Genomic DNA, 14794 nt, shown 5'->3' on the forward strand with positions numbered 1-14794 from the left:
ACCGACGCCAATGGCAATCCAGTCACCGCGCAAAACGGTCCTGTGACGGTCACGCTCGACAGCGGCAAAACCATCACCATCGCCGCGGGCGCAAGTTCGGGCGTGCTGGACGTCGCCGTCGGCAACGATGTCTACACCGGCGTACCATCCGTCACCGAGTCGATCAAATCGGCGTCCGGCGGCAACCTCGAAGCGATCGGTGTCGATAAGACAGGCGCGTCGACGGCCGTGGGCGACACTGTCGACAACACCACCGTCAGCATCACTGGCAGCACGTCAGTCGCCGAAGGCCAGGCGGCCACCTATACCGTCAGCCTGACGAACCCGGCGCAAACCGAGGTGACCCTCAAGATCGTCTACAGCGGCACCGCCGCCGACGGCACAGACTTCACCGGTGTCTACACCGTGAAGATCCCGGCCAACGCCACCAGCGCCACCTTCAACGTGGCAACGCTGGACGACAAGATCACCGAAGGCACCGAAAACTTCGTGGTCAAGATCGACTCGGCCACCGGTGGCAACTTCGAGCACCTGGCGGTCAGCGGCACCAACGGCAGCGTCAGCACCTCGATCATCGACAACGATGCGCCACCGGCACTTGACCTGGACGCCAACAACTCCAGCGGCAAGACCGGTGCCGATTACCAGGTGACCTTCACCGAAGGCACCACCGGCCCGGGCGTGTCCATCGCCGACACCGACCTGAGCATCACTGACCCGGACAGCACCCTGCTGACCGGCGCGACCATCGTGCTGACCAACCGTCAGCCTGGCGATGCGCTGAACCTGGGCAACAGCGTCAATGGCATCAGCATCAACGCCAACAGCACCGACGGCAAGGTCGTCCTGACGCTGACGGGCAATGCGACGCTGGCCGACTACATGCAGCAGATCAAGAACATCAGCTTCATCAACAACAGCGAAGATCCGAGTACCGTGCCGCGCATCATCACCGTGACGGTGACCGACGGCGCGAGCTACTCCAACACCGCCACCACCACCGTAAACGTGGTCGGGGTCAATGACGCGCCGGTGGCCACCGGCGGCGCGGTGACCGGTACCGAAGACACTTCACTGGTCCTCGGCTGGTCGACGTTCGGCATCAGCGACGTGGACAACTCCGCCACCAGCCTGGGTGTGAAAATCACCGAGCTGCCGGCCGATGGCAAGTTGCAGTATCTGGACGGTGCAACCTGGAAAGACGTGGCCAACAACCAGACCTTCACCAAGGCTGACATCGACGCCGGCAAGCTGCGCTTCACTCCGGACGCCAACGAATCCGGTGCCAATGGTTATGTTGGCAGCAGCACGGGCAACAACCAGGCCGACTACGCACAGGTCAAGTTCCAGCCAACCGACGGCCAGGCACTGGGCAATACCGGCACCGTGAAGATCGACATCACGCCAGTCGCCGACGCTCCGACCCTCAACGTGGCCGGCAACAACGTGACCTCCACCGGTTTGATCAAGGAAGTCTGGACCGGCCTGTCGGGCCTGGGCACCGATGGCAGCGGCGCGCCGTCCGGCACGCTCAAGTCGGTTATCGATGCCGCCGGCACGCCGAACAGCAGCGGCACCGTGACCAACGTACAATCGGACAGCAACGTCAACCCGGGCACTGCATCGAAAACCTCGGGCCTGATTTTCCTCGAAGCCGGCAAGACCTATACCTTCAGTGGTACCGGCGACGACAGCCTGCTGGTCACCATCGGCGGCAAAACCGTCGCGGCAACCACCTGGGGCGCGGGTGGTCAGTTGAACGGTTCGTTTACCCCGACCACCAGCGGCTACTACACCCTGGACATCTACCACCACAACCAGACCGGCCCGGGCAGTTATGACGTGAACCTGTCGGTCAACGGCAGCACACCGGTCGACCTGAACGGCGCCGGCGTGCCGTTGTATACCGGCGTGACCGACCTGACGAACGCCGGCGTGACGGTCTCCGATTTGCACGGCACCAACGGCGAAGGCTACTACGACGGCTTCAAGCTCAACGAAGGCGCCGAAGGCACCAGCGTGCACCTGTCGAAAATCACCACCGCCCTGACCGACACCGACGGCTCCGAAAGCCTGAGCGTGAAGATTGGCGGCATGCCCGAAGGCAGTGTGCTGAGCGATGGCGCGGGCCACTTCGCGACCGTGGGCAGCAACGGCGAAGCATCGGTCAGTGGCTGGAACCTGGGCAGCCTGACCCTGACGCCGCCGGCCTACTACAACGGCCAGTTCAACCTGACCGTGACATCGACCTCCACCGAAGCCCTCGGCGGCTCGGCCACAAGCACGGCGCAGATCCCCGTCACCGTGCACCCGGCGACCTATAACGCCGTCACCGCCACGTCGGGCAGTGACAACGTCACCGGCACCGACGGCAACGACATCGTCGTCGCCGACATTGGCGGGCTGACCGTAGTACCGGGCGTCAACTACAACATCGCCTTCATGGTCGACAGCTCCGGCAGCATGAGCGACTCGTCCATCGCCGCGGCCAAGGCCTCGCTGACCTCGGTGTTCAACACCCTTAAGCAGAGCCTGGGCAGCAACTCCGGGACGGTGAATATTTTCCTCGCGGACTTCGACAGCCAGGTGAACAGCGCGGTCTCGGTCAACCTCAACGACTCGGACGCCCTGACCCAGCTCAAGGACCTGCTCGACTCGATGGTGTCCGGCGGTGGTACCAACTATGAAGACGTGTTCAAGACCACGGCGAACTTCTTCAAGAGTACCGAAGCCCTGAACAATACCGGGGCGAAGAACCTGACGTATTTCATTACCGACGGCAAGCCGACTTACTACCAGACCAACGAACAGGTCAATCCGACGCTTTATGACTCCGTCAAACTCGATGACGTCTTGAGCGCGGCCAATTACAGCGTCGGCAAGTACTACACCCAGACGATCGACAGCACGCACAAGTACACCATCTACGAAGACGGCAAGATGTACCTGTCGACCAAAAACGGCAAGAAGTGGACCGATAGCTACGTGGGCGTGGTGCATGCCGAGGGCAATGGCACCTTTGAATTGTCGAACCAGGGCGGCACCGGTTATGGCGAATACTGGAACTACGTCGACTCGGCGGCAGGCTCGACCGACAGTTTCACGCTGCTCAAAAACCTGAGCACCGTCGAAGCCATCGGCCTGAACAGCGATGTCACCCTGAACGACCTCAAACCCTACGATTCGGACTCGTCGCCGCAGACCAACATCGACCCGAACAACCTGGCCAACTCGATCATCGGCCACACCGAAGCGACCCTGCCGGGCGCCGATACGGTCAACGGCGGCAACGGCAACGACATCCTGTTCGGCGACCTGGTGAGCTTCAACGGCGTTACCGGCGAGGGCTACCAGGCCATCCAGGCCTTCGTCGCCCAACAGAGCGGAGTGGACGTCAGCAAGGTCACCACCAGCAACGTGCACCAGTACATCACCGAACACTACACCGCGTTCGATGTGTCCGGTGCCCACGATGGCAATGACACCCTGCTGGGCGGCGCCGGCAACGACATCATTTTCGGCCAGGGCGGCAACGACACGCTCAACGGTGGCAAGGGCAATGACATCCTGCTGGGTGGCACAGGTAACGACACACTGATCGGCGGCCAGGGCAATGACACCCTGATCGGCGGTCTGGGCGGCGATACCTTTGTCTGGAAGTCCGGCGACACCGGCACCGACGTGATCAAGAACTTCAACGCCGGCGAAGGTGACCGGATCGACCTGCGGGATCTGTTGCAGGGCGAAAGCGGCAGCACTATCGACCACTTCCTGAAAATCAGTACGGTCGACGGCGTGTCGTCGCTGCAAGTCAGCACTTCCGGCCAGTTCAACACCACCAACGGCGGCGCCGCGACCCCGGACGTGACGATCAAGCTCGAAGGCAACAACTGGTCGAACGTGAACCTGAACTCGTTGATCGCCGGCAGCGACCCGACCATCAAGGTCGATCACAACAACAGCTGAACCTGACACAAAACCGTGGCGAGGGAGCTTGCTCCCGCTGGGCTGCGCAGCAGCCCCTAAAAACAGGGCCGCTTCGCGCCCCAGCGGGAGCAAGCTCCCTCGCCACGGGATAAGTGTTCATACTCCCCCACAGTTGGCCTATGCTGCCCAGCATGACGCCGCTTCATACATGAGGGATGCCCGATGTTTTATGTGCAACGCGATGCACAAGGCCTGCTGGTGCGCGTAGAAGCCACCGCTTACGCCGAGGCCACCGAGACCTTGCCGGCCGACAACCACGAGATCCAGGACTGGTTCGCCAACCAGGCGGTGGAAAACAGCCTCAAGCAGCTCAAACAAAGCGACCTGGAGATGATCCGGGTACTCGATGACTTGATCCAGGTGCTGACCAGCAAAGGCGTCATCCGCGTCACCGACCTGCCACCGGCGGCCCAGGCCAAGCTGATGGACCGCACCCAGGCCCGGGAAGCCTTGGGCGGGTTGAGCCGGTTGATCGACGATGATGAGAAGGGGTTGATCTAACCTCAAATGACACAACCCGATCCCTGTGGCGAGGGAGCTTGCTCCCGCTCGGCTGCGCAGCAGTCGCAAAACCAGGCAACGCGGTCTGCCTGAAGAGCTGCTGGGGGCCTGCTTCGCAGGCCAGCGGGAGCAAGCTCCCTCGCCACAGGGGATCGTGTTGTATGGGCTTACGCTATCGCTCCGGGACGCGGAGCGTCCCTGGCTACATTCCCACGCGGAGTGGTGGAACGATCAATGTTTCAGGATCACCCCCACCGCCGAGGCTCCCCAACCAACTGCCCCTGCACCCCAAACAACCCCATCTCACGAATCACCGCCAGCTCCCCCTCCGTCTCCACCCGCTCGGCGATCAACGGCAAGTCAATACTGTGGGCCGCGCGCTGGATAGCCTCGATGAACAAACGTTTATCACTTTCCTGATCAATCGCGCGGATATAGCTGCCATCGATCTTCAGGTAAGCCAGCCCCAGCCGCGACAAATTGCCGATCATGCTGAACCGCCCACCAAAACGCTGCAGGCTCAAGGAAAAGCCAAGTTCGCGCAGACGCCGGGTCAACTGCTCCAGCACCGCTTGCTCCGGCAGTTGCTCTTCGCCAATCTCCAGGGTCAAGCGCGACCCGAGGTTGGAATGCGCCCGCAGGATCTCAAAGATCTTGTTCAGCGCCTGCGGATCGGCCAAGGTCGCCGAAGACAGGTTCAACGCCAGGGATTGCTCATGCCCGGCCATTTGCCTGAGCACTTGTTCGAGCATCAAACGGTCCAGGCGCGCGGTCCAGCCGAAGCGCTCCAACCAGGGCAGGAAACGCCCGGCAGGGATGGTCTGGCCCTGCTCGTCGAGCAACCGCGACAGCACTTTGTAATGCAACACCACCTGGGTGTCCCGGGCGGCCACCACCGGCTGGAAGTACAGCTCGAAGCGCTGATGATTCAAAGCCTGGTCGAGCAGCGTGTGCCAGGCATGGTGATCGTCACCGACGCTGGCCACCGCGCTGTGATCCAGGCAGGCCCAACCCGGTTCGCCCTGGCTTTCGGCCTGGGCCAGGGCCTGGTCGCCGAGCTGCAGCACCGCTTGCGGCGAGTCGCCATGGACGAACGGCGCCAGCCCGATGGAGGCCACCGACGCCACATCCGTCGCACCGGTCGCATGCAGGCTCGCCAATGCAGCCTCAAGGTTCTGCGCCAGTTGCAACGCTTCCTCGCGCACCAGCCCAGGTGCCAACACCGCAAACTCTCCACCGCGAATACGCGTGACCAAGTTGTGGGTTTCCGGATACCGCGCACATTCACGCAGCAATTGCTCACCCACGGCCTGGAGCAACTGGTCGGTGCGCTGCCCGCCCAACCGCTGGTTCAAACCGGCCAGGTCCTTGACCCGCAACAACAGCAGATAACCGGAACTGGCCTGCTCCGGGTTGCTCACCCGGGCATTGAGCTGCATTTCGAAATAACGCCGGTTGGCCAGGCCCGTGAGGTTGTCCTGGTAGGACTCGACCCGCAGTTTCTCGCTGCGCTCGGCCTGCTCCTGGAACAGCGCCTTGAGCTTCTCGACCATCTGGTTCATCGCCTGCACCACCCGGCGCAGTTCAGGCGTGCGCGGCAGCTCCGGCAGGCTCAGGAATTCGCGACGGGCAATGGCATGGGACTGATGCACCATGTAGTCCAGCGGCTTGAGCTGGCGACGCAGCAGCAAGGCCCCCAGCACCGCGCTCACGGCGCCACACAGCAAAAGCCAACCCAGGCTGCCCAAGGCGCTCTGCCACAGCTTGGCGAGGGCGAACATCGGGTGGCTGACCACTTCAACCCGCGCCGCCTGTTCCCAGCCGCGGCTGACGATGGCATCGCCACCGGCCGGTTCCAGGCCGATCAGCTTGACGAACCATTGCGGCACGCTGCCGGCGTCCGGCGTGCCGGTGCGCTCGACGAGGGTCCTGTCGGTGGCCACGTCGACCACGCGGATGCTGGCGTAGTAGCCGCTGTCGAAGATCGAGCTGACCATCAGCTCCACCATCGCCGGGTCGTCGATGTTCGGCGTCAGCGACAGGGCCAGCGCCGTGGCCGCATCCTGGGCGTGGGAGCGCAACTGGTTGACGTACTGGGCTCGCGAGCTCTCCAGGCTGACCATGAAGCTGCCGCTGAAGGCAACCACCAGGAACAGACAGATAGCGATCAACAGCTGTTTGAACAAGGACATCTGAGCGCGCGCTCCTAGTTAGTCGTCTCGACCGGAAAACCTTCGGCCTGCATTTTTTTCAACACATCCTGCCACCGGGACAGGCGCTTGGTGTCACCCACTTTCTTGTTGCCCTTGGCGCCCGGCAGCCACAGCCCTTCGGCATTGAAAGAGTAGACCGGGAGCAAGTCGGTTCGCTGGCTGGCCGGCAGGATGCCGTCGATCAGGCTGTCGAGTACCAGCGGCATCGCCTCGGGCGTGGCGTAGTAGGTGAGCACCATGTGCGCACGATTCTGCCGCAAGGCCTTGACGTAGGTGATGCGCAGCTTGTCACTGGACACCCCGAGATGACGCAGGCTGAAGTACTTGGCGATGGCGTAGTCTTCACAATCACCGGCGCCCTTCCACAGGGCCTGGATCGGGGTTTCCCAGTAGTCGACTTCACGCCACAGGTCGATGTCTTCCACGTAGCGCACCTGTTTGTTGAAAAACAGGTTCACCACCTTGAGCTGTTCGAGTTCCGGAATCTGTTTCTGGGTCGCCAACAGTTGCTGCCATGCGTCGATCCGTTGCTGACCTTCGCCCAAGGGACCATATAACGCTTGCGCCCGTCGGCTGATCTGCGCAAAGTCCCAGTCGGCCTGCAGGCCGCCCAGCATCAGGCCGGCCAGCAACAATGCCGAACATAGCCAGCGCAAGGACCTGAGGACAGGGAACGGTGCAGCCAAGGGAAATACGTCCGAAAAGGGTCGTTGGAAATTCGTTGGATGGTGACGCCTGGCCCACTAAAAGACAATGGCAAGGTGCAATCACCGCAGGCAGACTAAACTTTAGTTCAGGAACCTCCGGTCGAGAGACTTTGACGGCTCACCAACCTGTAACTAACGTGAGCCTGGATCCAATTTTTACTACCAATCAGGGTGCGTTGTCGTGACACAGAAGCCCAAACCGCTCAGCACTATCCAGATCAACGGCCCCATTCCCGCTGACCAGGCACGCTCGATCATCGAAGAGTCTCTGCGCGAGGCCATCCTCGATGGACGCTTGCCTTGCGGTACCGCCCTGCGCCAGCAGGAACTGGCCGACCTGTTCGGCGTGAGCCGCATGCCGGTGCGCGAGGCGTTGCGCCAGCTCGAAGCGCAGTCACTGCTCAATGTGGTTCAGCATAAGGGCGCCGTCGTGGCACCGTTGATCACCAACAATGCGGTAGAAACCTATGCCCTGCGTTCGGTCCTGGAATCGTTCGCCTTGCGCCTGTCCATCCCCTTGCTCGATGACAGCGACCTGGCAATGGCCGCCCAGTACATCGAACAGCTGGAGACGGAAACCGAACACGCCGAGATCGGCAAGCTCAACCGGCTGTTCCACATGTCGCTTTATCACAAGGCCCCCAACAGCAAGCTGCTGGACCTGATCGAGCGCGAGCTCAATGAAGAAGAGCGCTTCCTGCGCTTTCATCTGTCGTCCATGGGCCTGGGCAAGTTGAGCCAGGACGATCATCGCGCGCTGCTCGAGGCCGCGCGAACCAAAGACATCGATAAAGCGATCGTATTGCTGGAACGGCACCTGGAAAAAGCCTCTGTCACCATGCGCCGGTACTTGGAACAGTTGTCGAAGCTGTGATCCCACGTCGGCGCTCCGTCCGGCGTAAAAATTTCTTACATATCCTTCCGACTCACTTGTCGCCTGCGCGGCGCGGCCTGGCCGTGGCCGCGACTCGCCGTCCCATCAGTTCAATGGCACTGCCATCGATTTGGGCTCACTCTTGCGCTTGTCGATTCAAAACAGACCTGAAGAAGTCAACGCCTGGCTGAGGCCAGACGAATCGAAGCCAATACGCAAGGAGCGTCGTCCAACCGGCGGGATGATCGGATGTCCGACCGACGTCCTGCCCATAACATAAAAGTTATTAACTCCCCGATCCCTGAAGTGCTCCGAGTGAGGCATTCACTCGAACTATTCGATTCTGATACTCGCAAATCGGAAGGAGCTTCTTCGCCCAAATAAAACTTATATAAAAAGTTTTAAAAGCCCTCTTCGCGCCCAATAAAACATCAACTTTAAATAATTAAAAAAATACTTGCCGACAACTTGTTTCATGCATTAGCTTTTTATTCGTCGCGTTACTTGCGACCCTTTCGCTTTTTGACAAACCCTTTAAACACAGGCAACACAAGCCCACAACACGTACTGAAAGCGAACACTTAAGCCACTTGGGTAATTCATGGATTCCGGTTCAGGCTCCCGCTCGTCTTAATTAAACAACGAGCAACCTTCCGGACAAAACATCATTGATGAGGACGTTCCGATGCAGCCATCCAAAGAACAACTATCCCTGAAAAAACACGAACTTGGCCAACACCCGGTTTTTTCCGAGATTACATCAATCGATCTGTTACGCCGCTTTATGGAAAGCCATGTCTTTGCCGTCTGGGACTTTATGTCGCTGACCAAGCGGCTGCAACGCGAACTCACCTGCGTCCACCTGCCCTGGCTGCCGCCGGCCGACCCGCACGCGGCACGCTTGATCAATGAAATCGTGCTGGGGGAAGAGTCGGATGACCGCCCCGGCGCAGGCTATTGCAGCCATTTCGAACTGTACTTGGACGCCATGCGGGAAATCGGTGCCGATACCCGCGCGATCGAGCAATTCATCACCCTGCAACAGGAAGGCGTCAGCCCCGAGACGGCGCTGGACAGCGTGGAGGTCGAACCGGCGGCGGCGCGGTTTGTCCGCCAGACCTTGCACACCGCTCTGCACGCACCGGCCCACAGTGTGGCCGCCGCCTTCGTGCACGGTCGCGAGAGTGTCATCCCGCAGATGTTCCAGCGCATGCTCGACGCTTGGGGCATTGGCCTGGATCAGGCGCCGACCTTTCGTTATTACCTGCAACGGCACATCGAAGTCGATTCCGAAGACCATGGCCCGGCGGCAGAAAAGTTGTTGGCCCGGCTGATCGATGGCGACCCACAGCGCGAAACCGAAGTACTGGTCGCCGCGCTCGCCGCTGTCCACAGCCGCGCGGCCCTGTGGGATGGCTTGCGCCAGAGCATGACCCAGCCGGTTGCACAGGTGATGCCATGAACGCTGTCGAATACCAATCCTTCGCCGACGCTTGGGAAAGTCGCGCTACGATCCGTACCCGGCCACGGCGGCGGGTCGAAAACGACGACAAGCTGATCTTCCCCATGAGCCGCCAGCCGCTGGTGCACAGCCAGACCTTCCTCAGCCACTGCCCGCAATTGCGCGACTTTGTGCTGGTGCAGAGCCTTTACAAGTTCATCAACGACGTGGTGATTTTCGAGACCGAACTGGTGGACCACACCGCCCGCCGCATTGCCAAGAACCGCTTCGGCATCGAATTCCCGTTCGCCTGCCGCTACGACGCGATGACCGTGGTGGTGGACGAGGATTATCACGCGCTGGTGGCGATGGACTTCATGCAGCAGACCATCGACATGACCGGCATCGCACCGATCCCGTTGCCGGGGCAGATCGAACTCAGCCGCGCGATACCGGCGACCCTGGCCCAGGCGCCGGAACATTTGCTCAGCGCCGTGGAGCTGATCTGCATCGCCATTGCCGAGAACACCGTCACTAACGAAGTGGCGGCCTTCGCCCGGGACGACTCGGTCAAGGCCTCGATCAAGGGACTGATGGCCGATCACTTGCTCGACGAGGGCCGCCACTCCGGTTTCTGGACGCGACTGGTGCAGATCTACTGGCGCACCGCGCCCGAAGAGGACCGCGCGGCGATTGCACGCTTGATGCCCGGGTTCGTCGTCCAGTACCTGGCGAGCGACCTGCAGCAAGCGTTCGACATCGAACTGATCGCGCACCTGCCCGTTGACGAATCGGTACGCCAATCGCTGCGTGAAGACGCCAGTGCGCTGGCCTACCCCATCAATCGTTTTCACCCGTTGGTGGGCAACATCACGCGTTTTTTCCGCAGCAGCTCGATGCTCGCGTCCCCCTGCGTACGCGACGCCCTCGCTGATTACCTGACTCCATGAGGACCTTTCGATGAAACGCCTCGAAATTGCAGTGCCTGGTACCAGCCAGGCCATGGCCGAACTGGCCCGCGAACTGGAGCTGCACGGCCACGGCATCGTGGATCGGCAATCGCCGGCCAACCACGGTATGGTCGACTTGTTGATCGACGACGGTACGACACCGCGGGCCATTGAAGCCCGCTCATGCCTCCAGGTGCGCGTGGTGCTGCGCACGCTACCCGGCGAGGTATTGCCGCAACCGATGGTGATATTTCGCGACGGCGCGCAGCGGCTGTTGTGCCAGGAGGTGATTGCGCCGCAAAGCGATGGCAACGGTCAGTCCCTGCGGTTGCGTACCCTGGCGACAGTGGTCGAGACCGGCGCACGGCTGGTCAGCCAGTTATCCCGGGATGACACCTGCTTCGATCACTGGCCGACGGTGCACGCTGACGCTGTCGAGCAGCCCCTGCTCGGGCTCGACGCGCTGGAGCCGCTGGCGTTCGAGCACGGCCTCAATCGGCCGCCAGTACCTTGGCTGCTCGCCGCCGCCGACATGCCGGTGATGCACAGCATTGAACAGCGCATGCTCGACGACGCGGCGCAACCAGCCCTGTGGGTCGATGGGCAATTCATCGACTACAAATCCTTGCGCCGCCTGGCGCTGGGGTTGCAACAGCCGATGTTGCAGAGGTTAAGCGGCGCGGCCAAGCGCCCCTTGGTGATCGGTGTCTGCCTGCCCAAGTCCGCGCACCTGTATGCGGCGATCCTGGCGGTGCTGGGCTGTGGGGCGGTGTACCTGCCGCTGGACCCGCAGCATCCGGCGCAACGTCGGCGCTTCATCCTGGAAAATGCCCAGGCGGACCTGCTGCTGCACGACGGCGATAGCGACCTGGGCGACCTGTCGGTGCCAACGCTGAATGTCCATCAACTGCCATCGCCCAAGCCAGGCATCCCAGCCTCGTTGATTCGCCGCACAGTGGACAGCGACGAACCGGCTGTGGCGATCTACACCTCTGGCACCACCGGCCAGCCCAAGGGCGTGTTGCTCAGCCACCGCAACCTCAGTCATTTCTGTGCCTGGTACGGCGACTACGTCGGGTTGCAGCGCGACAGCCGGGCGTTGCAGTTTTCCACCATCAACTTTGATGCGTCGCTGCTGGATATCCTGCCGACGTTCATCCACGGCGCCTTGCTGGTGGTGCCCAGCGAAGACCAGCGCCGCGATCCGCAGCAATTGGTCGCGTTGATTCACCAGCAGCACATCAGCCACGCCTTTCTGCCGCCTGCGCTGCTGAGCGTCATGCCCCTTGATGCACCGCTGGGCCTGGCGCACCTGATCACCGGTGGCGATGTCTGTGAACCGTTCGTGATCGAACAGCTCGCGCCACAATGCCAGTTCCACAACATCTACGGCCCGACCGAAACCACAGTGTTGGCGACCACACGACAGTTCGGCGTCGGCGACAACAACCGCAACCTCGGCGTGCCCATCGCCAATGGCCAGGTCTTGATCCTGGACGAACAGTTGCAGCCGGTTCCCCAAGGTGTGCCCGGCGAGCTGTACATCGCCGGCCCAGGCGTCGGGCTGGGTTATTTGAATGACCCGACACTGACCGCGACGCGCTACCTCGACCTGACACTGCCCACCGGGCAAGTGCTGCGGGTTTATCGCACGGGTGATATCGGCCAGTGGACCGACAACGGCATCGAACTGTGTGGCCGGCGCGATAACCAGGTGAAGATCCGCGGTTTTCGGGTCGAGCCCGAGGAGATCGAACACTGCCTGCGTGATAGCCAGTTGTTTCGCCAAGTGGCAGTGGGGGTCGATGAACGGCGGCGAATCCTGGCGTTCCTGGTTCATCCCGAGCACTCCGGCGACGCCCTCCAGGCGTTGCGCGATCACGTGCAGAACAACTTGCCCAGCTACATGCACCCGGCCGCCTACGTCGAACTGCCGAGCCTGCCGTACACCAGCAACGGCAAGGTCGACCGCCGGGCCTTGCTCACCATGGCGGTGCAGGTGCAGGTCGATGGCCAACGCCGCCAGCCACAGAACGCCCTGGAGACGCAATTGCAGCAACTGTGGGCAGAGCTGCTTGAACTACCCGTCGAGGACATCGCCACCGACGAAAGCTTCTTCAACCTCGGCGGGCATTCGATCCTGCTGTCGCGACTGTTGTTGAGCATCCGCCAGGTGTTCGGCCGCAGCCTGTCGATCAACCGCTTTATCGAAGCGCCGACGCTGATGACCTTGGCCAAGTTGCTGGACGATCCTGATCAAAACAGTGCCTCGATCCTCAGCCCCCAAGCCTTCATCGATGCCGAGGCCGAACTCAACCTCGATCCGCTGCCCATCAGCCAATGCGGCGATGTGCACAAAGTGGTGGTGACTGGCGCCAACAGCTTTCTCGGCGTGCATATCGTCGAGGCACTGCTGGCCTGGGGCGCCACCGAAGTCGCGTGCCTGGTGCGTGCGAGCGCTGAACAAAGCGCGGCCGAGCGCTTCTCCCAAGCCCTGCGGGACAATCACCTGACCCACCTGGACCTGGACCGCGTCAGTGTGTACGCCGCCGACATCACCCAACCGCAATTGGGCCTGCCAGACGACGTCTACACCCGCATAGACCGCACCTTCGGCGCGCTGGTGCACAACGCCGCCCACGTCAACCATGTGCTCGACTACGAGTCCCTGGCGCGGGACAACGTGGAGCCGATCTTCGAGTGCCTGCGCCTGTGTGAAGGGCGCAGCAAGAAGATCTTCAACTTCGTCTCCACGCTGTCCGCCTCCAGTGCCCTGGATGCTGACGGCCAGGTGCTGGAACAGCCGGCCGCCGAGACGCCGCCGATCTACATCAAGAACGGCTACAACCTGTCCAAATGGGTCGGCGAACGGATCCTGCAGCGGGCTCGTGATCGCGGGGTGTGGGTCAACCTGTTCCGCCCCGGCAACATCAGTTTCAACAGCCTGACCGGGGTCTGCCAGCCCCACAAGAATCGCTTGATGCTGATGCTCAAGGGCTCGATCCAGCTCGGCCAGGTGCCAGACCTGTCACTCAATTTCGACCTGATGCCGGTGGATTTCCTGGCCCGCTTCATCGCGTTCCACGCCAGCCGTTACCAGCCGACGCACGCGGTGTTCAATCTGCACAACCCACAGCCTTTGAGCTGGGACGCTTATGTCGCCTCGTTTCGCGACAGCGGCCGGGAGTTTTCGTTGGTCAGCGTCGCCGAGTGGCAACGGCAATTGGCGCGGGTCGATGCCGACAACGCGTTGTTTGGCGTGCTGGGTTTCTACCTCAACGGCTTCGAGGAGGACATCGGCGACATCTCGCTGATCAGCCACGACAACGCCCGCGCCGGCGTGCGGCAGATGGGCGCCAGCTACCCGGAAAAATCCCCGGCCCTGCTGCGGCGCGGCGCCGAGTACCTCAAGGCCATCGACTTCATCTGAAACACCCTCAACCCAAAGCAAGGAGCAAGACCATGAGTGCATTTCAACCCGACACCCTGATCAAAAACCCCCAAGCCTGCCAGGTCGAAACCTCGGTGGAGGTCGCGGCCGACGCGGCACGCGTCTGGAACGTGGTAGGTGATTTTGGCGGATTCAACCATTTCATTCCGGCACTGGAACACATCGAAATGACCGGCGAGGGCGTGAGGTCCCTGCGCAAGAAATTCTTCCGCGATGGGCAGAACCTGGTGGTGGAACAGCTCAACAGCCGTGACGACCAGGCCATGCACATGACCTGGACGCTGATCTACAACACCCTGGGCATCGACAACCTGTGGGCGGCCATGCGCGTCGAACCCCTGGCGGACAACCGTTGCCGCGCCACCTGGACCATCATCGCCGACCACACCGACGCCCACACGCCGTCGGGCTTCAGGGATTTCCTCCAGGGCTTCGCCGATGAGGCGATGGGGAATGTGCAGGAGATGTTCGCCTAAGGCACAGCCCTTCCCCGATGTGGGGCTAATGCTGTTCACTCAAGGCAATCGACAAACCCCGTGGCGAGGGAGCTTGCTCCCGCTGGGCCGCGAAGCGGCCCCAAAACCTGCCAAATGCGGAGCATCAGACACACCGCACCCGCCGGTTTACGACTGCTTCGCAGCCGAGCGGGAGCAAGCTCCCTCGCCACAGG

At 61.7% G+C, this 14794-nt stretch carries 9 protein-coding genes; 7 read left to right on the plus strand and 2 right to left on the minus strand.

Annotated elements, in window-relative coordinates:
- Both BM300_RS29225 and BM300_RS29230 read left to right on the plus strand, forming a co-directional pair.
- The coding region (locus BM300_RS29225) for a beta strand repeat-containing protein (protein ID WP_139232401.1) at positions 1-3966 on the plus strand (3966 nt) is incomplete at its 5' end.
- A 183-nt stretch (positions 3967-4149) separates the two neighbouring features.
- Positions 4150-4488 (plus strand): hypothetical protein, encoded by a 339-nt coding sequence (locus BM300_RS29230; protein WP_003196545.1) that lies wholly within the window; start codon positions 4150-4152, stop codon positions 4486-4488.
- Between the two features lie 245 nt (positions 4489-4733).
- Here the strand turns inward: BM300_RS29230 and lapD are convergent, their stop codons facing one another.
- Together lapD and lapG are read right to left on the minus strand one after the other, a co-directional pair.
- Positions 4734-6680, minus strand: coding sequence for a cyclic di-GMP receptor LapD (gene lapD / locus BM300_RS29240; RefSeq protein WP_072347288.1), 1947 nt, complete (start codon positions 6678-6680; stop codon positions 4734-4736).
- A 14-nt stretch (positions 6681-6694) separates the two neighbouring features.
- Positions 6695-7318 (minus strand): cysteine protease LapG, encoded by a 624-nt coding sequence (gene lapG / locus BM300_RS29245; protein ID WP_371856198.1) that lies wholly within the window; start codon positions 7316-7318, stop codon positions 6695-6697.
- A 271-nt stretch (positions 7319-7589) separates the two neighbouring features.
- Here lapG and BM300_RS29250 point away from each other — a divergent pair, with 271 nt between their 5' ends.
- The 5 genes from BM300_RS29250 to BM300_RS29270 all read left to right on the plus strand — a co-directional run bounded on the left by BM300_RS29250 (position 7590) and on the right by BM300_RS29270 (position 14600).
- Entirely contained in the window at positions 7590-8282 is a 693-nt protein-coding gene (locus BM300_RS29250) for a GntR family transcriptional regulator (protein ID WP_092349682.1), read from the plus strand.
- Between the two features lie 685 nt (positions 8283-8967).
- Complete coding sequence (locus tag BM300_RS29255; protein WP_063323486.1) at positions 8968-9744, plus strand: DUF3050 domain-containing protein; 777 nt, start codon at positions 8968-8970, stop codon at positions 9742-9744.
- Entirely contained in the window at positions 9741-10673 is a 933-nt protein-coding gene (locus tag BM300_RS29260) for a diiron oxygenase (RefSeq protein WP_092150211.1), read from the plus strand. Before BM300_RS29255 ends, BM300_RS29260 begins: the two co-directional genes overlap by 4 nt.
- A 10-nt stretch (positions 10674-10683) precedes the next feature.
- The gene (locus BM300_RS29265) at positions 10684-14103 is read left to right on the plus strand and encodes a non-ribosomal peptide synthetase (protein WP_092413664.1); all 3420 of its coding nucleotides are present in this window, start codon (positions 10684-10686) and stop codon (positions 14101-14103) included.
- Positions 14104-14135: 32 nt separating this feature from the next.
- Entirely contained in the window at positions 14136-14600 is a 465-nt protein-coding gene (locus BM300_RS29270; protein ID WP_092150219.1) for an SRPBCC family protein, read from the plus strand.
- Positions 14601-14794 lie beyond the last annotated feature (194 nt).

The sequence above is a fragment of the Pseudomonas sp. NFACC46-3 genome, assembly GCF_900114515.1.
In the GTDB taxonomy this organism is placed as follows: domain Bacteria; phylum Pseudomonadota; class Gammaproteobacteria; order Pseudomonadales; family Pseudomonadaceae; genus Aquipseudomonas; species Aquipseudomonas fluorescens_Q.

Coding starts and splice junctions, on each gene's coding strand:
- BM300_RS29230 (WP_003196545.1), top strand. CDS start 4,150: ATGTTTTATGTGCAACGCGATGCACAAGGCCTGCTGGTGCGCGTAGAA.
- lapD (WP_072347288.1), bottom strand. CDS start 6,680: ATGTCCTTGTTCAAACAGCTGTTGATCGCTATCTGTCTGTTCCTGGTG.
- lapG (WP_371856198.1), bottom strand. CDS start 7,318: ATGCTGGGCGGCCTGCAGGCCGACTGGGACTTTGCGCAGATCAGCCGA.
- BM300_RS29255 (WP_063323486.1), top strand. CDS start 8,968: ATGCAGCCATCCAAAGAACAACTATCCCTGAAAAAACACGAACTTGGC.
- BM300_RS29260 (WP_092150211.1), top strand. CDS start 9,741: ATGAACGCTGTCGAATACCAATCCTTCGCCGACGCTTGGGAAAGTCGC.
- BM300_RS29265 (WP_092413664.1), top strand. CDS start 10,684: ATGAAACGCCTCGAAATTGCAGTGCCTGGTACCAGCCAGGCCATGGCC.
- BM300_RS29270 (WP_092150219.1), top strand. CDS start 14,136: ATGAGTGCATTTCAACCCGACACCCTGATCAAAAACCCCCAAGCCTGC.